We start from the raw sequence: 21939 nt of genomic DNA, 5'->3' as shown, positions 1-21939 counted from the left end.
AAGCGCCCCTCCTCTAAATAGCGGTTGTCATCAGCATCCAAAAAAGCCGCCGATGACCAACATGTGGTGATACGCGAACATCACATCAGCGCATAAAAAAACCACGGCAACTTCTATAGTTGTCAACAAGTGGATCAGCAAACGCTAAATGTGGGTTAACCTAAAATTGCCGACTTAAACACAGGCCGATCAAGATGGACAGGATTAAGTTCGGCTAACGAGTGAATATAATGGCTGGTTTTGGTTAGGTCGAAAAATGTTCTGCAAAAATAAGTTTAGCATTGCGGAACCGAGTTTTCCACAGAAACCACAGTTTTCCACAAACAAAAATTCGCGAAATAAACAAGGTGCGAACAAATTATCCCCAACCCTGAGGACACCTACACCACACTAACCAGAAAAATGCAGTTATGCACATGTTGTCTGTGGAACCGAAACCTTGTAGCAGTAAGTGTTTCACAAGATATGAACAGGCTTCTGACAGCTTGTGGATAACTATATCAACACCCATGTGATTCTGCGAATTAGCTGTGCGCTATTTGTGCATAACAATTAAGATCGCTTTTTGCGATACACAACTTATCCACAGGTCAACCAACAACAGTGCGTAACTGTCAGAGCAGCAAAAAGCCCAAAAAAAGATCCACCATGTCAGCGAAAAAACCTTGACGCAGCTTGCGTCCTCGTGTAAACTCGGATGATGTCTGATAATGCAAGTCATCTTAAAAAGATAAATCGGGTTTTATAGGAGGTGTCGTCAATGACAACCAAACGTACTTTCCAACCAAAGAAACGTCACCGCGAACGTGTTCATGGTTTCATGAAGCGAATGAGCACAAAGAACGGCCGCAAAGTTTTAGCACGCCGTCGCGCTAAAGGACGTAAAGTATTATCCGCCTAAGCCACTGACCGCGTCAGTGGTTTTTTTAAGAGCGCGAACCGGCGCGGTTAGAAGCCGGAGCATAAGTGGCCTCAGCCCTAAATGGCTGGTCTTTGGCCATTTAGGGCTGAGGTCCTTATGTGCAGGCTTCTGCGCCGGTGAGCGCGTTTCGGAGAGTTCTCGGCTAGCCAACCGTGATGGCGGTCTTTGCCATTGCGACCAAGGTCCTTACACGCAGGTTTCTGGGCCTGTGAGCGCGTTTCGGAGAGCATCAGCAAACAAGGGCTGGGTCTTTTGCCATTTAGGGCTGAGGTCCTTATGTGCAGGCTTCTGCGCCGGTGAGCGCGTTTCGGAGAGTTCTCGGCCATTCCCAATTAAGGGAGCCGCCGATCTTACCCGCAACCCCCCCGAAACCAAACCCCACCAGCCATCCAATGAACGGCAACGACCCGATTGTTGGTCGTTGCCGTTCATTTTATTCATCGCCCATTTTTCCATCTATCATATAAAATCGGCAGTCATCTGCTGATACATATAGGAAAACATCAAATCGTCTTGTATACTTAGAACCAGATTGTGAGGGAGCATCATTGCGCAAGTCGTATCGGATCAAAAAAGAAGCTGAATTTCAAAATGTGTTTGACCACGGCGATTCGGTTGCCAACCGCAATTTTGTGATCTATCACATGAAACGGGATCAACCCCATTTTCGGGTGGGGATCTCTGTAGGCAAAAAAGTCGGCCATACCGCCGTGATGCGAAATCAGATTAAACGCTATATTCGCCAAAGTCTGCTCGAGTTAAAACCCGACATTGATCCGCAGACCGATTTTCTGGTCATTGCGCGTAAGTCTGCTAACCAGCTTGATATGGCTGAAACCAAGAAGAACCTGATTCATGTCATGCGCTTGGCGGGCATCCTGAACGAAGATATCGAGGTCATCTGACCATGCTTAGGTTAAGAGAGGGATTATTTGTGAAAAATCGTCAAATCAAACGCATGCTTGTCATTGTGAGCATGCTGAGTCTGGTTTTCATTCTGACCGCCTGTGGCACGGCGCCAGTGTCAGAACATAGTACCGGGTTCTGGGATCGTTATGTTGTTTACACGGCCGGCCAATTTGTTATCTGGCTGGCAAATCTGTTTGGCGGCAACCCTGGTGTCGGGATTATCGCCTTCACCCTGATCATCCGGATTTTGATTTTCCCGTTGAGTTACCTGTCCATCAAGAGTATGGCCAAGCAACAGGAACTCGCTCCGCAGATGAAAGAGCTGCAACAAAAATACAGTTCTAAGGACACGGAAACCCAGACCAAGCTGCGTGACGAAACCCAGAAACTTTATGCTTCTGCGGGCGTCAATCCAGTGATGGGCTGTTTGCCAATCGTGATTCAGATGCCATTTCTGATTGCGCTGTATCAAGCGATTCTGCGAACAACATCGCTGCAATCCGGAACTTTTCTATGGATGAACCTGTCCAAACCCGATCCATGGTGGGTCATGCAGATTCTGGCCACCTTATTTACATTAGGCACCAGCATTTTATCCATGATGGCTCAGCCAACCCGCAACTCAAGCAGTTGGATTATGATGATCATTTCGCCGCTGATGATTTTTGTTTTCTCAGTAACCTTACCAAGTGCGCTGGCCATTTACTGGGTTGTTACCAACGCCTTTTCAATGGTTCAGCAGTTACTGATTCAAAACCCATTCAAGATTCGGCGCGAGCGTGAAGAAAAAGCGCGGGCGGAGAAGGAGAAAGAACGGGCACTCAAAAAGGCGTATAAGAAAGCGACCAAACGGCGTAAATAACAACGGGAGGAAGCAAGATGCCAACCTTTCAAGGCAGTACGATTCAAAAAGCCATCGAAACCGGGCTGAAGCAACTTGGCTTACCACGTGATGCGGTCAGCGTTCAAGTCGTTCAGGAAAACAAGAACGGCTTCCTGGGCTTCATGCGTAAGCCGGCCATTGTCAATCTAAAACCACTGGAGCCACCTGCAGATCCTGCGCCTGATCCGAAAACCGACCATGATCCTGCAGGCAAATCGAGGCCGGGCAAGCTTGCAGTGGCATTAACCGACACTGCCGGCAAGAAAATTGCCAGTGCGTTTAACGATATCACCACTAAAAAGCGCGACAATCAAACAGCGCTGGCGATGGTGCAAAGCTATCTGGAAGATATCACCACCGGCATGGGAATCAAAACGCAAGTCACCAGCGAACGTCAGGGCAATACCGTCACCTTCCAACTCAAAACCGATGAGGAAGGGCTGTTAATCGGTAAACATGGCAAGATTATCAATGCCATTCAATACTTAGCCCAGACCGAATTCAACCATTATGCCAAAAGCAAATGGACGATTATGTTGGATGTTGGCGATTATCGCGAACGCCGCCAAGCCACCGTTACACGTTTAGCCGAACGCACCGCGCGTGAGGTTCTGGCAACCGGCAAGGCGATCTACTTAGATCCAATGCCATCATTCGAACGCAAGGCCATTCACACGACCCTAGCCGACAATCAATACGTCGACACCCATTCTGAAGGCGTCGACCCCCGCCGCTACGTCGTGGTCACACCAAAACGACCGTAACTAACTTTTGACAAGCAGCGTTGATTTAAGTATGATGGTCACAGTTTAATAACGATGAAGTAGTCAAAGTGCTTTATCCAGTCTCTCCCAAACAGGGGCAGAGACTGGATTCGGCGCTTTTTTTGTGAAGTGAGCGTGAGCCAGCCCGGTTAGAAGCCGGAGTGTAAGTGGCCTCGGGCGTGATGGCGGTCTTTGCCATTGCGACCGAGGTCCTTACACGCAGGCTTCTGGGCTGGGGAGCGCGTTATGGAATGCCACAGTAAAAAGCCCCTCCGCAGCTTAACCACCGTCACCATCCAAAACCTTCTCAACACACAAACTATCAAAAAAGGAGTCTTCCGTTATGTCTACATCTATCACTGCTTACGACACCATTGCAGCGATTTCGACACCGCCTGGCGAAGGTGCGATCAGCATTGTCCGGCTCAGCGGCGAAACCGCCGTCACAACTGCCAACAAAGTCTTCAAAGGCAAAGACCTCACAAAAGTCAAAAGTCATACGATTCATTACGGCCACATTGTCGATCCGGAAAGCGGCGACTTGATTGATGAAGTGATGGTGAGTGTGATGTTGGCGCCAAAGACGTTCACCCGCGAAGATGTGGTTGAAATCAACTGTCACGGCGGCATTGTTGCGACTAATCGCATTTTGCAATTATTGCTTGGCGAAGGAGCCCGCATGGCCGAGCCAGGCGAATTTACCAAACGGGCCTTCTTAAATGGGCGGATTGATCTCACTGAAGCCGAGTCGGTCATGGATCTGATCCGGGCAAAAACGGATCGCGCCATGCAGGTCGCCGTTAATCAGCTTGATGGGAATCTACACACGTTAATTAAACGGCTGCGCCAGGAAATTCTCGAAGTGTTAGCGCAAGTCGAGGTCAATATCGATTATCCCGAATATGATACAGACGAAATGACGACCAAAATGCTGCTTGAAAAAGCGCAAACCGTCAAAAAAGCCATCGAACAGCTGCTGACAACAGCCAGCCAAGGGAAAGTGCTACGCGAAGGCTTGGCGACAGCGATTGTCGGTCGCCCGAATGTGGGTAAAAGTTCGTTGCTGAATCATATGTTGCATGAGGACAAGGCCATCGTGACCGATGTTGCCGGTACCACGCGGGATGTGCTGGAGGAATACGTTAATGTGCGCGGTGTTCCGTTGAAGTTGGTCGACACTGCCGGCATTCATGACACCACCGATAAAGTCGAAAAAATCGGCGTCGAACGTTCGCGGCAAGCCATCACGCAGGCGGATTTGATTTTACTGGTATTAGACCAAAGTCAACCGCTGACTGCCGAAGATCGCGAATTGGTCGCGGCCACCGCGGACAAAAAACGCATAATTGTCCTGAATAAACAAGACTTACCCAAGCAACTCGACACAGATGCGCTGTACCAATTAGTAAAGCCCAATGAGGTCATCAAAACCGCCATTCCTACCAGTGATGGGATGGACGAACTTGATGAACGGATTGCCAAACTCTTCTTTGGCGGCATTGAAAACAGTCAGGGTACCGTTATGGTCTCGAATGCGCGGCAAATCGGCTTACTGCGCCAGGCTAGCAAAAGTCTGGACGCGGTCATTGCCGGTATCGATGCTGGGATGCCGATCGATTTGGTGCAAATTGACATGACCGCAGCTTGGGACAAACTCGGTGAAATCACTGGTGAAAGTGCCCCAGATGAATTGATCACCCAGTTATTCAGTCAATTTTGCCTGGGTAAGTAATCCTTAATGTGATGAGAAATAGATTCGTGGAGGAAAACAGATGCCAGAAGTAAAGAAGTTTGAAGCCGGCAAGTATGATGTGGTGGTTGTCGGCGCCGGCCATGCCGGTTGTGAAGCTGCCTTAGCCGCGGCGCGCATGGGTGAAAAAACATTGTTGCTGACGATTAGCCTGGAAATGTTGGCGTTCATGCCATGTAATCCGAGTCTCGGCGGTCCGGCTAAGGGAATCGTGGTTCGCGAAATCGATGCACTGGGCGGTGAAATGGGCAAGAATATCGACCGCACCTATATTCAGATGCGGATGCTCAACACCGGTAAGGGTCCAGCTGTGCGGGCATTGCGGGCGCAGGCGGATAAAGCTGCCTATCATCGCAGCATGAAGCACGTCATCGAAGACACGCCTAACCTGGATTTACGCCAAGGGTTGGCAACCGAAGTGCTGGTCGAAGCCGGCAAAGCAGTTGGCATCGTGGCCGCAACTGGCGCAATTTATCGGGCTAAAAGTGTTGTGCTCACAGCTGGCACTAGCTCCCGCGGCAAGATTATCATCGGCGAGTTGATGTACAGTTCCGGCCCTAACAACAGTCTGCCAAGCATCAAGTTGTCGGAGAACCTGGAACATCTTGGCTTTAAATTACGCCGCTTTAAAACCGGAACACCACCGCGGGTCAATGGCAACACGATCGATTTCAGCAAAACCGAAGAACAACCGGGCGACACCACGCCGAATCATTTTAGCTTTACCACGCCTGATTCGGTCTATCTCAAAGATCAGTTAAGTTGCTGGATGACGTACACCAACGCAATGACCCATCAAATCATCCGCGAAAATCTGGATCGCGCACCGATGTTTTCCGGCGTCATCAAAGGCGTTGGCCCACGTTATTGCCCATCTATTGAAGATAAAATCGTGCGCTTTGCGGATAAGCCGCGCCACCAGTTGTTCCTGGAACCTGAAGGCCGTGATACTTCCGAGTATTATGTCGGCGACTTTTCCACGTCCATGCCTGAAGAAATTCAGTTGAAAATGCTGCATAGTGTGGCGGGCTTGGAAAAGGCCGAGCTTATGCGTCCGGGGTATGCGATTGAGTATGATGTGATTGAGCCGTGGCAGTTGAAGGCGACGTTGGAGACCAAAATCGTTGAGAACCTGTACACTGCCGGCCAGATGAATGGTACCAGTGGTTATGAAGAAGCGGCCGGCCAGGGAATCGTGGCTGGCATCAACGCGGCCCGCCGTGCTCAAGGTAAAGGACCGTTCACCTTGAAGCGGTCCGACGCTTACATTGGCGTCATGATTGACGATCTGGTCACCAAAGGCACGAACGAACCTTATCGCTTGCTGACCAGCCGCGCGGAGTATCGTCTGTTGTTGCGCCACGACAATGCTGACTTGCGACTCACGCCAATGGGTCACGAGCTTGGTTTAATTAGTGATAAGCGGTACGCAGACTTTTTGGCGAAACGGCAGGCCATCACGACGGAATTGAAGCGACTGGAGACAACGCGGTTGAAGCCCAAGGATGTTAACCCGTGGCTTGAAGCCCATCACTTTGCGCCATTGAAAGATGGCGTGCTCGCCAGCGATTTCCTGAAGCGTCCGGAAATTGATTACCAAACCATGGCGCAATTTTTACCTGATAATCCGGAACTGGATCATCGGGTGATTGAACAAGTTGAAATTCAAATCAAGTATGCCGGCTACATTGCCAAGGAAGAAGCCAGCGTTGCCAAGTTGAAGCGGCTTGAAGGGAAAAAGATTCCGACACGCATTGATTACGATGCGATCAACGGATTGGCGACGGAAGCGCGGCAGAAACTGGTTAAAATCCAGCCGGCAACCATCGCCCAAGCCAGCCGAATTAGCGGGGTTAATCCTGCCGATGTGGCCATTTTGTCGGTTTATATCGAACAGGGGCGTATTAGTAAAGTAGCACAATAATCAATGAGGCCAGAGGACCTGAATAAAGGTTCGCTGGCTTTTTTGATATGAGCGTGAACCGAGGTGGCTAGGAATCGGCGAATGCGCGTGATGGTATTGAGTAAAGAAATTGATGGATTGAAACTGTTAAAATAAATAAATTTATATTATGATAAGAACCATTAACCTGTAGCTGCTTCAAAACTGACCTTAGATAAAACCGTCCCTCCCTCAATAAAGGAGTTTTAACTTATGAAGCAAAACCTGATCCAGTCGTTGTGGTTTATTTTTCTGTTGTTTTTGGCATTTGTGGTACCGGTGTTTGGTTTTTTGCCGGCCATCTATTTATGGACAACGATGAAAAAAGTGCCTGACTTGGCAGCTATGCGGGGATGGACGATGGGAGCGCTTGTGGTGCAGGGTTGCTACTTGCTTGCATTGGTCTTAATTTTTCTGCTTTTTGTCCCAGCATAAGTGGTATCCGCCAACATGCGATTGAAGCATAGACTTTGTGTTGCGGCAAAAACATTGATATTCTAAAAACGGTCAGCGATGATCAACCGCGATCAATGGCTGATACATTAGCATGAGGTATACCGAATGGATATTCTTTGGGCGCGGCTGCTACTGATCTTGTTGCTATCGCTTATCTTTGTCATGTTGGTATTGTCTCTGGTTGCGATTCTATGGAAGAGCAAGTTTTCCGTGTTGCTCAAAAGTTTGCTGGCAACAGTGATTGGCGGTGCCTTGATTTTATTGATTTACGGATCGTTATTTATTATTTTCTTTGGGGTTAATACACCTTAATGTGAATTTTGATGTATGCAATGAGTGTACGGCCGAAAAAAGTGTCTGCTGCGGTGGGCACTTTTTTCATTGGTTAAGTGTGATAACTGATGAAAATTTGTCTTAGACGCGATATGCTGTTTTTAAAAGACTATTTTATGGCAGGTTGCTTGCCACTGGCGGTAAAAAAGCCGACAATTAGTAAAACGCAACGCGATAAGGAGCAAGACGCATGAGCCAACCGGATACAGAAGAAATTTTAGAAGTTTGCGGCAAGGTCGGTGAGATTTTGCTTAATGCTGGTGCGGAGACTTCGCGCATCGAGACGACGGTTGAATATATCGGGCATGCTGCCGGGGCACGGGTTGCCTGTTATGCCACGATCACCGCGGTGTTTGTCAGTCTGGAAAATGAGAGCCGGACGCGGTTGATCAAGTCCTCGTTAGGTGGGTTCAACCTGCAAAAGGTCGATGAGCTGAATCAGCTTTCGCGGGAGTTCGTTGCGCACAAAATTACGTTTGACGCTTTGAAACGTGATGTGGCGCGGATTGATCGGCAGGTCATCAATTTTCCCTGGTGGGCGCGTGTTCTTGGTGCTGGCTGGGTCTCGGTGGCGCCGATGCTATTGTTTAAAGCAACGAACGGTGATCTGGCCTGGGCATTTTTTGTCGGGATCTTTGGTTATCTCGGAGCGGAATTTGTCGGACGCCGAACCACAACGCCTTATTTCAAAGAGGCAACCGGGGCGTTTGTGGTAGCGATTTTGGCGGAGTTACTCATGAATATTGGCTGGGGAGATAATGCCGGTAATATTATTATCAGTGCGCTGATGCCGTTGGTGCCGGGGGTGGCGATTACCAACGCGATTCGTGAAATCCTATCGCGGCAGATTATTAGCGGTATCGTCCGAACCGTGGATGCCATTTTTGTCGCTGGCGCAATCGGGTCCGGTGTCGTGATTGCGATTGTCTTGACCCAAGTGCTAGGAGGGCGTTAACGTGCGGTTACTCGTTGAATTTATTATTAGCATCTTATCGAGCATCGGTTTTGGCGTCATCACCAATATTCCCAAGCGCGCGTTGCTGCCGGCGGGGATTACCGGCGGCGTTTCCTGGTGTGCTTACTGGCTGATCAGTTTGCAGGATCACAGTCTGGTGCTGCCGAATTTTACCGCAACGGTGATCATCGGGTTACTAGGGAATTATTTTGCCATTCGCCATCGGGTGCCGGTGAATACGATTTACATACCTAGCCTTGTGTCGCTGGTGCCAGGTGGGATCGCCTATCTGGGTGCCCGCAGTTTTACCATGGGAAAAGCCGCCAGTGCCGCGCAGCAGATCTATAATGTTATTTTGATTGCGATGGCACTGGCGGTGGGATTTGTGGTCGCGGAGGTTATTTTCAAAGCCATCCGCCCGTTTTTGATTCGGTTGATCGCCAAACTGCCTGAAGCACAGACAAAATCACGCGGCGGAAAATCGGCATGAGTTCGACAAAATACGCCGTTACTCAACTCGATAAAGTTGGGTAGCGGCGTATTCTTTTCCTAACCAGTTCGTTAAGCAGCAGCTTCGCTAGTGACTTGTTCCACTTTTTTCATGGCGGATACGATTTGCTGTGGCGTTAGATCTTTGTCGATTAAAACAAAAGTCTCCTCAGGTTGTGCGGCAAATTCAGCGACTTGCTGCATCTTCTGGGCCACGTTCTTGGTGACGTGGAGATCCTCGAGGTTTAACGGCAGGCCGATTTTTTCATAAAAAGGCATCAGGCTGCGAATTTCATCGTCATCCCCGGTTGTGGCGAGTTGAACCAAAATGCCGTAAGCCACTTTTGAGCCGTGGAGAATCGCGTGGGTTTCCGGCAGGTAGGACAGTCCGTTATGAACGGCGTGGGCGCCCGCTGCTCGGCCATCAACGCCGCCGAAGCCGCCAACTTCTCCGGCTAATCCGATGATTGTGTCGGCAACGGCTTCAAAGGCAGGCGTGTCCCGACCGGCATCCAGATCAGCCAAGGCTTGCTCGGCATTTTTGAAGAGAATTGCCTGAATGGTTTTGGCAGATGCGCGGCTTAGCTGACCATAAGCATTCAGCTGGTCAACCTTGTTGCGGGTGATGCCGTCCATTTCGTACCACTTCGCCAGCGTATCGCCAATCCCGGCAACAAAGAAATCATGCGGCGTGCTGAGTAGTAAGTTATAGTCAACCAAGGTGATATAAGCCGACTTTTTAAAATACTCAACGTAACTAAACGTATGTCCCTGTGCGTGGTAGATCGCCGCTAGCGGTGTGAAGGGCGCACAGTTGGAGGCCAGCGTCGGAATGCTAATCAGTTCGGCACCTAACGTTTCGGCGGCGACTTTAGCCGTGTCGATCAAGCGGCCGGCACCGATTCCCAAGACAGCATCTGCCTGACCGATAGCTTCGGCCAAAGCATGGCCATTTTCATCACTGGCCGAGCCGTCGTAGTGATAAACCGGTAAGTCCAGTGTGCCCGGATAGGCTTTTTCAAACGCCGCAAAACTCTTTTCGCCGGTAATGACGACCGGTTTGGTGAAATCTTTCAAAATGGTATCCAAATAAGCAAGCGCGCCAGCCTCACTGACAAACCGATTGGCTCCAGGGCGTAAATCAAATTCCAGCTCCATCGACAAAACTCCTCTCATGTAAATCTCATCTTATGTGATAATTGTTAACATACGCGCTGTGATAAGCGAAGTCAACCAAAAAATAAAAAAGATTCAGTTTTCAGAAAAAATTTGGCATAAACGGCTGCGTGTTCCCGTGGACGACTCGCGAAACAAAACAGTTGACATTTAACCCAGATGCAGATAAACTGCTTTCAACTTTAAAAATAACTGATAAAATGATGAAACGTCATGAAGCGGAGAGTAGTCAGAAACGCAGCTTTAGCGAGTCGATGGGTGGTGGAAATCGATGCAGGCGTCTGGTGAAAATGACCGCGGAATGGATCCGGCGACAAGTCGGGTACGCACTAGGCCTGCGTTAGACGGTCTCGATGTCAACAGGCATCGTTAAGGTTACACAGTAACGAACCAGGGTGGTACCCCGACATTGTCGGCCCTGCTGAATCATTAAATTGATTCGGCAGGGCCTTTTTTCTGGGCTGGCGAACGCGTTAGTCTTGGCTCCTGCGCCAGGAAGCGTCTTACAACAGTCAGCTCCCTTCATGCAGATCATCATTTTATCAGCCAAACACCCACAATAGGAGGATTTTTTACATGAAAAAATGGTTGAAGTTAAGCTGGGCAGCAGTTCTCGCGTTGAGTCTTTTAGTCGTTCTAACCGCCTGTGGCAGCAGTAGCGCCAGCAGCAAGGCATCGGCGAATCAGCTGTCAGACAAAACGATCACGGTCGGTGTTACTGCCGGACCGCACGAATTAATCATGAAGCAGGTCGCAAAACTGGCTAAAAAAGATGGCTTAACGATCAAATTAAAGCAATTCACCGACTACAACAGTCCAAATGTGGCCTTAAACGATGGTGATTTGGGCGCGAATAGTTACCAGACGCTGCCGTTTTTGAAAGAACAGATTAAATCCAAGAATTTCAAGATTACGCAGGTTTTCAAAACCGTGGCGTTTCCAATGGGCGTTTATTCCAAAAAAATTAAGGACTTGAAGGCGCTCAAAAAGGGTGATTCGATCGCCGTGCCGAACGATCCGTCAAACGAATTGCGGGCGCTGCAGCTTTTTGAAGCTGCTGGCGTGATTAAGCTTAAAGCCGGCATCAGCCAAAAGGCCACGAAAGCAGATGTTGTCGAGAATCCGCTGGGTCTAAAAATCGAGGAACTGGAAGCTTCGCAATTACCGACGCACTTACAGGACGTGACCGCAGCCGCCATCAACACGAATTTTGCTTTTGATGCCGGACTCACGATCAACCAAGACGCGATTTATCATGAGAAAACCAAGAACAATCCTTATCCAAACTACTTTGTTGTACAAACCAAGCATCAAAATGATAAAGTCATCAAGCAAATTAAGAAATACTATCAAAGCAAAACCATTAAGGATTATATTGCTAAGGAATTCAAAGGATCCATTGTGCCCGCCTTCTAAGTTAAAGGTGGACGCGATTAAAAAAGAGGGATTGAGATGACTCAGTTAACACTTGCTTTAGCGCAAATCGACATTGCTTTTGGTCAGCCTGAGCAAAATTATCAAACGGTGGCCGATGCGGTGGCCGAAGCAGCCCGAAAAAAAGCGGATGTTGTGGTGTTACCGGAGATGTGGAATACCGGTTATGACCTTGAGCATTTGGAGACGCTTGCCGATCCGGATGGCTTGCGGACGCAGACTTTTTTAAGCGATCTTGCGCGCCACTATCATCTGACGATTGTGGGTGGCTCGGTTGCCACAGCAGAAAATGAGCATTTTTTCAATCGCAGTTTGACGCTGGACGCTCAGGGCCACTTGCTGGCGTCATATGCGAAGGCGCATCTTTTTCGCCTGATGAATGAAGAAAAGTTCATTACTGCTGGATCCGAGGCTGATCACTTTACGCTTGCGGTGCCAGCCAGTGTGGCGATTTGCTATGACTTGCGGTTTCCGGAGTGGTTCCGGCGCATGGCCAGCGATGGTACGCAGCTGTTTTTCCTGCCGGCTGAATGGCCGACGCCGCGATTGCTGCAGTTTGGGGCGTTATTGACTGCCCGCGCCATCGAAAATCAGGCCTTTGTGGTGGCGGTGAATCGGGTTGGGCAAGATCCCGGTAACGATTTTGGCGGGCAAAGCCAGGTGATTGATCCGTTCGGCAAGCGCCTGTTGCAACTGGATGATCAGCCGCAAGTCGGCATCGTCACCATCGATCTGGATCAGATTGCGGCCGCGCGTCAACAAATTCCAGTCTTCACAGATCGGCGGCCGGAATTGTATTAAGCGCGCCAGGCACATTAACCATGCAAACTCATTAAAAAGGGGAATCAGACCAGTGACATTTTCAGAATCAGCGGTGCTTCAAGCGCTGCCTAAGCAGTTTTTTGCCAGCCTCGTCAAACATGTCAATGCGCGGATTGCGGCCGGTCATGACGTGATCAATTTAGGCCAGGGGAATCCGGATCAGCCGACACCGGCCAATATCGTGCAGGCAGCCCAACAGGCGGTGGCTAAGCCAGGAAATCATAAATATTCACTTTTCCGCGGCTTACCAACGTTTAAGCAGGCTGCGGCCGAGTTTTACGAACGTGAATATGGCGTTCAGTTGGATCCGGAAACGGAAATTGCGGTTTTAGGTGGCTCAAAAATCGGCTTGGTGGAACTGCCGCTTGCCTTGATGAACCCCGGTGAGACGATTTTGCTGCCGGACCCTGGCTACCCGGACTATCTGTCAGGCGTCACGTTGGCGCGCGTGAAGCTGGCCTTGATGACGCTGACCGCGGACCATGAATGGCTTCCTGATTATGCAGCCATCGATCCAGCGGTGGCCGAGGCTGCCAAGCTGCTTTATCTGAACTATCCGAATAATCCCACGACTGCGGTGGCAACTCCGGCGTTTTACGACCAAACTGTTGCCTTTGCCAAGGCGCATCACATCGGCATTGTCAGTGATTTTGCTTATGGCGCACTCGGTTTTGATGGACAGCGCCCGGTAAGTTTCTTGCAAAGTCCCGGTGCGAAAGAGGTGGGCATTGAGCTTTACACGCTTTCGAAGACTTATAACATGGCCGGCTGGCGCTTGGCCTTTGCAGCGGGCAATGCCGATATGATCGAGGCCATTAATCTGATTCAGGATCACCTTTTTGTCTCGGTTTTCCCTGCCATTCAGGAAGCAGGTATCGAAGCGCTGCTTGGCGATCAGACATCGGTGCCCAAACTGGTTGACTTATACCAACAACGCCGCGATGCGTGGTTCTCGGCGACAGAGGCCATTGGGTGGCATGGGAAAAAGTCTCCCGGCACGTTTTACGCCTGGATGCCCGTGCCTGCCGGATACACCAGCGAATCCTTCACAGAACTACTTTTGGAGCGGGCAGACGTGGCCGTAGCTGCCGGTAACGGCTTTGGCGACCATGGAGAAGGTTACGTGCGAATTGGCTTACTTACCAGTCCACAACGGTTGGAGGAGGCAGCCCAGCGTATCGGGAAGCTGGGATTGTTCTAAAAAATGAAGCCGCAGCATTTGGTCACAATGACTGGATGCTGCGGCTTTTTTGAGGCAGAAAAAAGCGCTAGTCATTTGACCGCTAGCGCTTGTAGGTGGAACGAAACATTATGACTTCAAAATATCAATTAGATTCTTATTAGCCGCACTTTTCGCTGGCAATAAGCCAAACACGATGCCGACAATGCTTGAAATGGCAAAGGTGCCGATAATGGAGCCCAACGTGACGACGGGTTTGAACGGTAGGAACATCGCGATGATCCAGGCGGTTAATGCACCCACAATCAATCCGACCACGCCGCCTGTCAGTGTCAGCATGACCGATTCTAAAAGAAATTGTTTCATGATTTCGGCGGGAGTGGCGCCGACTGCCATTCGGATGCCAATTTCCTGCGACCGTTCCGAAGCGGAAATGTACATCATGTTCATGACGCCAACACCTGCAATCAGAAGGGAGATGCCGGCAATGGCACTGACAAACAGCGTTAAAGCACTGATGACATTGCCGATGCCTTTCAGCAATTCGCCGTAATCAAAGTACGAATACTCGCCGCTGCGCCGTTCGCTGCCGGATTTTTTCAGCTGGCGAACAACATTGTTGGTCAACTTGCTAACATCGCTGCCGGTTTTATACGTGATCGCCAGTTTTCGGCCTTCCTGAGAAAGCTGGCCCGCACGATAGGCTTTTTCCGGCACTAAGACATCAACGTCCAGCGCGGAATACGGGGTTTTGGGCGGGCTGAAAACGCCGATAATGTTGTAGTTTTTGGTTCCAAGTTCCAAGGAGGAGTTTAATGCTGCGGTATTGCCATGGAAAACCTTTTTGGCGAGCTTTTTGGAAATTAACGCATCCTCGCCGTCTGTCTGTAACGATTCTTGGCTAAAACCATGACCAGCGTTTAGCTGAATGTTGGGTTTTGCCTTATTGACCAAGGTGACAGACATCATTGTATCGGCATTTGCCAGCTGACCGTTGACTTGCAGCCGTTCTTTGTCATGTTTAATGACGACCTTTTTGATTTTATCCGGCGCCGTTTGCTTCGCCAGCGTGATGTCACTTTCTTTAAAGCCGGCATCGGTCTCGCTGCTGCTGGTGGGATTGAAGGTGATCTCGGCAGTTTGCTGGCCTTGGGTGTCGGCTTGCAGGTTTTTCACGGTTGCCGCTTTGATGCCGTTACCTAACGAAAGAATCGTGACGACGGAGGCAATCCCAATGACAATCCCAATCATCGTTAAGAAACTGCGGCGTTTGTTAGCCGCCAGTGCGCGGAAGGAGATTCTGATGAGTTCACTTAGTCGCATGGGCCACCTCCGTATCACTGATGATCTGGCCGTCCAGGATTTTAATCATCCGATCGCTTTGCTCGGCAACGTGCTCATCATGCGTGACCATGATAATCGTGCCGCCTTTTCGGTGTAATTCCTTGAAAAGTTGCATAATGTCTGCGGATGTGTGACTGTCCAAGGCGCCAGTGGGTTCGTCAGCAATCAGAAATTGCGGCGAATTTGCCAAGGCGCGGGCAATCGCCACCCGTTGTTGCTGCCCACCAGATAGGTTTCGCGGCAATTTGTTTTCCATACCGGTGAGACCGACTGACTCAAGTAACTCGGAGATTTTGCCACGCACCTCTGATCGCCGGTGTCCGCCATAGCTTAACGGAATCAGGACATTTTCAAAAATATTCAGGTTGTGAATGAGGCTGAAGTTTTGAAAGACAAATCCAACGTGCCGATTCCGCATACGTGAAGCTTTAGTCGCGTTGAAGTCGGCCACATTTTCGTCTTGAAAAAAATACTTGCCTTCAAATGCCGTGTCGAGAAAGCCGATAATATTGATCAAGGTTGATTTTCCCGAACCCGAAGGCCCCATGATCGCAACAAATTCACCTTCGTCAATGTGCAGATTGATGTCTTTGAGGACGTGAAAAGCGGTCGCACCTTGACCGTAACTTTTGTTAACATGCTGAAGATCAATCATCAACGGTCACCTTCGCTCCGTCTTTGGTTGACTTGGTGGGATTTTCCAAAATACGGTCGCCGCTGCTGAGGCCATCCGTGACTTCATACATGTCGTCTTTTTTGGTGTAAGTGATCTTGGTCCGCACTGCGCGGCCGTTGACCACCTTGTAGACAGCGCCTTGGCGTACCGCGGTTTTAGGAATCTGCAGGCCGCTTAGAGGGATGATCATGCTGACCGACTGACCGTTTAAAAAACCGTGATCTAACTTAGCGGTGACATCGTACTTCGCCAGATTCGGCTTGCTGGATTTCGCCGGATCGCTGCTGATAAAGTTAATGGAAGTTGTCTGTTTCGTTTTGGTCGACAGTGCCTGCACTGTTACCGACTGATCAACTTTAACATCGGCATAATCAAATTCAGAAACCTGACCAACCGCTTCCATTTCTGATGAGGTTTCGGTGATCGATTGCTGGCCGTTTGCTTGATAGTCAATATACAAACGACCGGCAAATGGTGCCTTAACAACAGTGTTGAGATTTTGCTGCAGTTTAGCGACATCTTGGTTGGCCTCGTCAACAGCCGCGGCCGAATCCTGGCGACTGCTTTGGGCTTCATCCAGTTGGCTCTGTAAATCAGATCTTTGCGGATCGTCAGCTGCCAACTGATTGAGTGACGACTTGAGTTGGTTGATTTTGTCATCCAATTGTTTGAGGCTGCGTTGTTGTTTTTGGAGTGACTGGTTGGCTGTCGTGATTTTTTCCTGAACGTCAGGGTGGTAGACCGTTAGCAGTTGTTGGCCGGCCGTCACCGTATCACCGTTTTTGACCGATTGATTCTGTACCGTGCCTTCAGGAACCTCGATTTTTTGCGTGCGTGTTGCCTGGGCTTGGCCGGACAACCGCAATTCGTGGCGCTTAACCTGAAAAGTCGCCACCGCGTTCGAAGTCGTTGACTGCTGGGGCTGCTTATGTTGGGTCATGAAGAAAACAATGGTTACAACAATGATGGCTAAAATTCCGATGCCAATGATCACCATTCGTTGGGAAATACCTTTATGCTTCGCCTGTCGCTTTTTCAAACTTCCGCCTCCATGTAAACGTATTTTTACCGTGCCGTTGGTGCAAGTATACGGATTGATTAGGTTAACGTCCAATCATAGATTTCGCTGAATTTTGTTGGTTTTCCGATTAAGAAACGAACTTTGCAAAATAAATGACAACTTAAGGTTGAGTGAATGATTTGATTCAGATATTGGCATGCGTAAGATGAAGCAGGCTGGGAAATTAGGTGAATTGTTAACTTGAGATAACAGGTGGCTTATTTTTCGGGTCTTTTAATTTTGTTAAAAAGTTTCACGTGAAACAGTTGGATTAGTTGAAACTGAAACGAAATAAAAAATGGCCTCAAAAGATCGAGACCAAAGTTGTACTAAATAAAGATATCCTTCAAGAAATTATAAAAAGGCAAGGCAAAATGTCCTTGAGACTATACTGTTAACGGTATAAACAGCGAAAAGGATCAGAGTTTAGTCAGAAGCCCCAAAGAAAACAACGCAACAGACACTAAAGCAGTGCCGATAAATTGAATCAGCCAGCGCCGTCTGGTTTTAAAGAGACTGGATAAAGCAGCGTTATTTGCCTGAGAGACGACTGAAATGATGTTTATGAGGAAATTCAATAAACAGATGAATATGACGATAGAGATTGACCAAAGTGCTTCGTAAGAGATGAGTATGCTCATGAACGCAATAAAGTAAAGAGCGAATAAGCATGTATTTAGAAAGCAGTAAGTTAAAGGACGCATACGGAGGTCAGCGTTGTAAGTCAATAAAAATTGGCGTAGGTGCTTAGGCATAGTGCGACTCCTTAGTTAATACTTGTGTCAGTGAAAGGGAATGGATGGGGATCTCCATCAGGCGCCAATATCGTTTTAATCAATTTAGTTTTTCGTAAAACGACGAGGAAATGGAATGACATTCTGCATATTAGCGTAGCTGTGCTGCGGTTGATACTTTGTGAAGAAGTCGGGTTCCAATGCGAAGAGCTGGGCAATGAACGTCGGTCTGACATGAAGATGACGCGAAAGATCTCGAAGCGTCAGCACTTGCTGATTAAATAGGAGCGTTATAAGAGCACGAATTTTCCCCGGACGGACTGGCACCAGTTGATCATCTAATGGCTCCATGATTTTGTAACCCTTTTTTGAACGTTGACCAAAGAAATAGCGTTGTTCTTGATAACTCATAAGTCCTAGTGCGTATGCGTGCATCGCCATGGCGACAATCGAGACCAGATATTTACGTTTTAAATCAAGATAATAATCAGGATTTGAACGTCGATAAAGTTTTTTGAAGTCCGCAGTGAAATCCTCAATGGGTAAAAGGAATTCTGCTGCAAAAGTGTGAGCTTCATGTTCGATTTGCTTATATTCAGCCGCTGTTAGTTCATCAAAGTCAATGGCACCATGAAGAAGCAAATGACCTAATTCGTGGGCGAGATCAAAATTGCGGCGAACGGCTGACTTCTTAATGGAGCCTAGTACAATCCATGCATGTCCGTTATCGGTTATGGTTGAATAGGCGTCGATATGGACACCGAGGTCTTTCTCAACTATATAGATACCGACTTGTTCAAGTTTTGCCATTAAGTCATGATTATCCTGAAGGCCTAGAAACTGTCGGGCTATTTTAGCAACTTCACGAATCTTTGTCAGGTTGTTCGTTCCAGACAGCTTTGTTTGTACCATTTGTTGAAGTTTATCGAATCCGGCGGGCCTGACGCTGACGAACTTTTCAAAGTAGCTAGTTAAGCCGTCTGCAAAATCTAAATAGCGGGCTTCTAGCTTTGTCTTTTTCCGACTTGAACGATCTGTCGTCCGGAACGCGATCTTTGCTTCATGCACAACATGTTTCGGTGCATTACCGTTCACTAAAAAGGCCATGTCAACGTTGAAAATCTGTTGAAGGGCATTAAGGATCTCGATTTTGGGCATAACATTTTCGGTTTCGTATTGCCAGACGGCTTGTTCGGTTACCCCGATTTGGACGCTAAGATCTTTGCGGGTATAGCCGTTTAATTCCCGCAGTGCTTTTAGTTTTGAGCCAATAAACATGACGAAGGGCGCTTATTCTGCGCCGGCCTCCCTTTCATTCTCTGCATCGGTATTAATTTCATAGCCAAACAACGTGTTTTGTTCATACGCTGCATCTGGCACTTGATCACCTTGAATGGTTTCTAGTTCTTCAGAATTGATTTGAAATTGACTACGGCTTATCAAGGGAGTCAAGTTTTGAATTGGCGATAAGGTCATCTTAGATTGATTCGGCATTGTTAACTCAATGTCTGAAATCATCTTGCTTACATTATCTACCTCGTAAGTGACAATGTAGAACTTTGAAAACTTTGATGACACCTGTTCTGCAAGATGTTCAAAATCCGTGGTTGCTTCTGGTAAGGCGAGTTCCAACTGGACAACACGATCAGTTGGCTTACCGCTTAACAGGCCAGCTGCGCTCCAAGTGTTATTGATACCCGCCAATCGATAAAGATAATTATTTTTATCGATCGACGCAGTGGCACCGTTGAAGTTTCGCTTTACTTGGCGCGCGTTTTTAACGATGATGAGTGCTCGGTCATTATCGTTTTCTTGGATAAACTGAAGATATTCCCAAGCATATCCGGCTTTGTCGATCTGACTGTCAACGGTGTCGTCTTGGCTAAACAGTTCGCTGATTTTAGAGTCGATGAAATTACTTCGCGTCCAAGCAAAAGCACCACTGATTGTCAATGCCTGCTGTTTCTGTTTACGCTCGGCGAGGTATTCTTTGTAACCTCCCATTAAACCGTCAACCAATCGTTGTGCCATTAAAGTAGGCAACTTGAAGTCATCCATGTACTTACGCCTCCTTGCGAATTTTGCTTAATTCTAGCATATAAATTTAAATTTTACCGCAAATATCGTTTGTTTTTTAAAGTAAACTTGTTCGCCATAAAAAAATCAGCCCCAACAAGAAGAATTTGTTGGGACTGATTTTTAAATGTTCACTGGCTGAGCCAACTTGTGGCTATCGACTTTTGATCATATTGCGGTTCGCTATCTAGAAAACGAAACATTTGATGGTCAGCGGGCGTTATGACGGGTGCAAAAGGTTAGCAGAACGTCAAAAGCTTCTTCCAGATGGCAGCCACATCAAATGGAGGGCTAGCGAACCGTCAACAAGCTAATGCCAATGGCTAATAGCAGGATGGCGACAACGGATTGGACACTGATTTGCCATGTCTTGAATGTTTTGGTACGCCATTCGGCTACGATCACCGCCAACGTGATGATGAAGGCGACAACGACCATGATTAGTAATTGAACGACCAGACTATCCATGTGAACACCTCTAAACTTCTAAATCGAAATACGGGTTGATCTTCTTCTGAATATTGTGAATTTGAATGAGATCAATCTGCGGAAAGAGTCGATAGATGAACCCGGCGAAATTATCACGATGATATTTGTAGTTCATCCGCGCCATCCGATGCTGCCGATTTTCGGCGGTAATCTCCCAGACTTCTAAATTATAGTCCGCATTTTTAACGATACTGATATAAGTATGTTTGTTGATCCAAACTACAGGATGCATTGTCGATTGTTCTAACATAACGAGACCCCTCCATCAGCAGATTTTGCGATGCCGCAGCGTTACTGATCAGTGACACGATCACGCCCAAATAACGTGCAGCATGCCTTGAGTATAGCAGAAAATTCGCGCTACTGCGGTCTTGACTTTGCGTGGCGAACACGTTATAGGGGTCGCTGAAAATGCTGATGTAACAACGTTTTAGGCGCAAAAATTAAATGATTTTCGGCCATGAATTTTGGAGAAAATGATGAGAACGCGTGTTTGCAAAGGGGTATCGATGTTGCTATCAAATTTTTAATAATCGCAATGCTTTTTGAGTCCCGAGTTTGGTATGCGGATCAGTTAAATTAGGTTGAAGTGGGCAAGTGCGTTGGGAATGCCATTTTTACGGTAGTCATCGGTTTGGTAATCGGCAATTGCGGCAACCTTGGGATAGGCGTTTCCCATGGCGATGCCGGTATCGGCGGCTTGCAGGAGCGGAATGTCATTGTAGCCGTCACCAAACGCATAGGTAGGCACGCCGCGCAAGGCTGGCTGATTCAACAGAACCGACATGCCACTGCCTTTTGAAATGCCATGATTGACGACATCAAAGGAAAAGTGGGAATTGCGATAGAAGGTCAATTCGGGGAAGTCCTGAATGAACTGCTTACCTAAACGATCGCCGGTCTGATTCCAAGGTAAAAAGATGAGCAACAGCGACAAGGCTGCTTTCTGATAATACTTAGGATTGATCGGCGGCGGGGTTTGGTGCACTTGTGCGTAATTATCGGTGGTGAGTTGGTCATAGCCGGTTAAAGCAGAGGCCTCACTGGAGTACATGGCCACCCGAATATCCTGAGCCGCGGTTGCATTGAGAAACCGCACCAGCTGAGGTTCGCCGATGACACTTTGAAAAATATGCTCGCCATTAAGGAAAACATCCCCGCCGTTTGCCGTAATCGCACTCCGAATCCCAGTAGCGGCCATAATATCGGCTAATTCGTAATAGCTGCGGCCAGTAGCAATGACCGGCAGCACATCATTGGCCTCCAACGCCTTAAGCGCCTTTACGTTTTCCGGCGGCACTTGCTTTTCATCGTTGAGCAGGGTTTGATCTAAATCGAAAAATACAACGGCTTTATACATAATTTCCTCCGATATCCGAGTTTGTGATGGCTTCATTTTACCATGAATCCATAGTAAAAATAGAAGCGCTTGCAGAGTGTGAACGGGCTTATGCCATAACGCGTTTGCCTGCTTCTAAGCGCGCTGACTCACGCTCACATTAAAAAAAGCAGGCCAATTAGCCCGCTTTTAGTAGTTCGTTTTAA

General features: G+C 48.2%; 22 protein-coding genes and 1 other annotated feature. Of the genes, 13 read left to right on the top strand and 9 right to left on the bottom strand.

Annotation, left to right across the window (positions count from 1 at the left end):
- Positions 1–760: 760 nt before the first annotated feature.
- The 10 genes from rpmH to LACSTY_RS14635 all read left to right on the top strand — a co-directional run bounded on the left by rpmH (position 761) and on the right by LACSTY_RS14635 (position 9404).
- Complete coding sequence (rpmH, locus tag LACSTY_RS14680; RefSeq protein ID WP_003568442.1) at positions 761–901, top strand: 50S ribosomal protein L34; 141 nt, start codon at positions 761–763, stop codon at positions 899–901.
- Between the two features lie 569 nt (positions 902–1470).
- Positions 1471–1827, top strand: coding sequence for a ribonuclease P protein component (gene rnpA, locus LACSTY_RS14675; protein ID WP_010490327.1), 357 nt, complete (start codon positions 1471–1473; stop codon positions 1825–1827).
- A 29-nt stretch (positions 1828–1856) separates the two neighbouring features.
- The gene (gene yidC / locus LACSTY_RS14670) at positions 1857–2693 is read left to right on the top strand and encodes a membrane protein insertase YidC (RefSeq protein WP_087913204.1); all 837 of its coding nucleotides are present in this window, start codon (positions 1857–1859) and stop codon (positions 2691–2693) included.
- Between the two features lie 17 nt (positions 2694–2710).
- A complete protein-coding gene (jag, locus tag LACSTY_RS14665) occupies positions 2711–3478 on the top strand; it encodes an RNA-binding cell elongation regulator Jag/EloR (RefSeq protein WP_025013692.1) in 768 nt (255 codons plus the stop codon).
- 343 nt (positions 3479–3821) lie between these two features.
- Positions 3822–5210 carry a tRNA uridine-5-carboxymethylaminomethyl(34) synthesis GTPase MnmE gene (gene mnmE / locus LACSTY_RS14660; protein ID WP_087913203.1) on the top strand — a complete coding sequence of 463 codons (1389 nt, stop codon included), beginning with the start codon at positions 3822–3824 and terminating at the stop codon, positions 5208–5210.
- Positions 5211–5250: 40 nt separating this feature from the next.
- Complete coding sequence (gene mnmG, locus LACSTY_RS14655) at positions 5251–7152, top strand: tRNA uridine-5-carboxymethylaminomethyl(34) synthesis enzyme MnmG (protein WP_087913202.1); 1902 nt, start codon at positions 5251–5253, stop codon at positions 7150–7152.
- Between the two features lie 231 nt (positions 7153–7383).
- Positions 7384–7605 carry a hypothetical protein gene (locus LACSTY_RS14650; RefSeq protein WP_087913201.1) on the top strand — a complete coding sequence of 74 codons (222 nt, stop codon included), beginning with the start codon at positions 7384–7386 and terminating at the stop codon, positions 7603–7605.
- A gap of 126 nt (positions 7606–7731) precedes the next feature.
- Positions 7732–7938 (top strand): hypothetical protein, encoded by a 207-nt coding sequence (locus tag LACSTY_RS14645; protein ID WP_087913200.1) that lies wholly within the window; start codon positions 7732–7734, stop codon positions 7936–7938.
- Between the two features lie 211 nt (positions 7939–8149).
- The gene (locus LACSTY_RS14640) at positions 8150–8914 is read left to right on the top strand and encodes a threonine/serine exporter family protein (protein WP_087913199.1); all 765 of its coding nucleotides are present in this window, start codon (positions 8150–8152) and stop codon (positions 8912–8914) included.
- A 1-nt stretch (position 8915) separates the two neighbouring features.
- Positions 8916–9404, top strand: coding sequence for a threonine/serine exporter family protein (locus LACSTY_RS14635; protein ID WP_010490344.1), 489 nt, complete (start codon positions 8916–8918; stop codon positions 9402–9404).
- A gap of 71 nt (positions 9405–9475) precedes the next feature.
- On the opposite strand, the gene LACSTY_RS14630 is transcribed toward LACSTY_RS14635, so the two are convergent.
- The gene (locus LACSTY_RS14630; RefSeq protein ID WP_087913198.1) at positions 9476–10561 is read right to left on the bottom strand and encodes an iron-containing alcohol dehydrogenase family protein; all 1086 of its coding nucleotides are present in this window, start codon (positions 10559–10561) and stop codon (positions 9476–9478) included.
- A 222-nt stretch (positions 10562–10783) separates the two neighbouring features.
- Positions 10784–11002: a binding site (T-box leader), on the top strand.
- Between the two features lie 153 nt (positions 11003–11155).
- Between LACSTY_RS14630 and LACSTY_RS14625 the strand changes: the two genes are divergently transcribed.
- Genes LACSTY_RS14625 through LACSTY_RS14615 form a run of 3 tightly spaced genes read left to right on the top strand, consistent with a single transcriptional unit; the run spans position 11156 to position 14036 of the window.
- Entirely contained in the window at positions 11156–11995 is an 840-nt protein-coding gene (locus LACSTY_RS14625; protein ID WP_087913197.1) for a MetQ/NlpA family ABC transporter substrate-binding protein, read from the top strand.
- A gap of 36 nt (positions 11996–12031) precedes the next feature.
- Entirely contained in the window at positions 12032–12814 is a 783-nt protein-coding gene (locus tag LACSTY_RS14620; RefSeq protein WP_087913196.1) for a carbon-nitrogen family hydrolase, read from the top strand.
- A gap of 52 nt (positions 12815–12866) precedes the next feature.
- Positions 12867–14036, top strand: coding sequence for a pyridoxal phosphate-dependent aminotransferase (locus tag LACSTY_RS14615; protein WP_087913195.1), 1170 nt, complete (start codon positions 12867–12869; stop codon positions 14034–14036).
- A 108-nt stretch (positions 14037–14144) separates the two neighbouring features.
- Here the strand turns inward: LACSTY_RS14615 and LACSTY_RS14610 are convergent, their stop codons facing one another.
- The 8 genes from LACSTY_RS14610 to LACSTY_RS14575 form a co-directional block, all read right to left on the bottom strand.
- A complete protein-coding gene (locus LACSTY_RS14610; protein ID WP_087913194.1) occupies positions 14145–15338 on the bottom strand; it encodes an ABC transporter permease in 1194 nt (397 codons plus the stop codon).
- Positions 15325–16014 carry an ABC transporter ATP-binding protein gene (locus tag LACSTY_RS14605; protein ID WP_010490356.1) on the bottom strand — a complete coding sequence of 230 codons (690 nt, stop codon included), beginning with the start codon at positions 16012–16014 and terminating at the stop codon, positions 15325–15327. Before LACSTY_RS14605 ends, LACSTY_RS14610 begins: the two co-directional genes overlap by 14 nt.
- On the bottom strand, positions 16007–17032 hold the full coding sequence (locus tag LACSTY_RS14600; protein ID WP_370531201.1) for an efflux RND transporter periplasmic adaptor subunit: 1026 nt from the start codon (positions 17030–17032) through the stop codon (positions 16007–16009). Before LACSTY_RS14600 ends, LACSTY_RS14605 begins: the two co-directional genes overlap by 8 nt.
- A 902-nt stretch (positions 17033–17934) precedes the next feature.
- The gene (locus LACSTY_RS14595; protein WP_049172701.1) at positions 17935–19107 is read right to left on the bottom strand and encodes a spr1629 family repressor/antitoxin; all 1173 of its coding nucleotides are present in this window, start codon (positions 19105–19107) and stop codon (positions 17935–17937) included.
- 12 nt (positions 19108–19119) lie between these two features.
- The gene (locus LACSTY_RS14590; protein ID WP_049172703.1) at positions 19120–19887 is read right to left on the bottom strand and encodes a spr1630 family ClpXP-sensitive toxin; all 768 of its coding nucleotides are present in this window, start codon (positions 19885–19887) and stop codon (positions 19120–19122) included.
- Positions 19888–20196: 309 nt separating this feature from the next.
- On the bottom strand, positions 20197–20373 hold the full coding sequence (locus LACSTY_RS14585) for a hypothetical protein (RefSeq protein ID WP_047106760.1): 177 nt from the start codon (positions 20371–20373) through the stop codon (positions 20197–20199).
- A 10-nt stretch (positions 20374–20383) separates the two neighbouring features.
- Positions 20384–20644 (bottom strand): hypothetical protein, encoded by a 261-nt coding sequence (locus LACSTY_RS14580; RefSeq protein WP_010490365.1) that lies wholly within the window; start codon positions 20642–20644, stop codon positions 20384–20386.
- 324 nt (positions 20645–20968) lie between these two features.
- Positions 20969–21754 (bottom strand): Cof-type HAD-IIB family hydrolase, encoded by a 786-nt coding sequence (locus tag LACSTY_RS14575; RefSeq protein ID WP_151466781.1) that lies wholly within the window; start codon positions 21752–21754, stop codon positions 20969–20971.
- Between the last annotated feature and the right edge of the window lie 185 nt (positions 21755–21939).

Origin of the sequence: Lacticaseibacillus styriensis (assembly GCF_030770295.1) — a bacterium.
Lineage (GTDB): Bacteria > Bacillota > Bacilli > Lactobacillales > Lactobacillaceae > Lacticaseibacillus > Lacticaseibacillus casei.
This window is presented reverse-complemented; position numbering and strand designations above follow the sequence as displayed.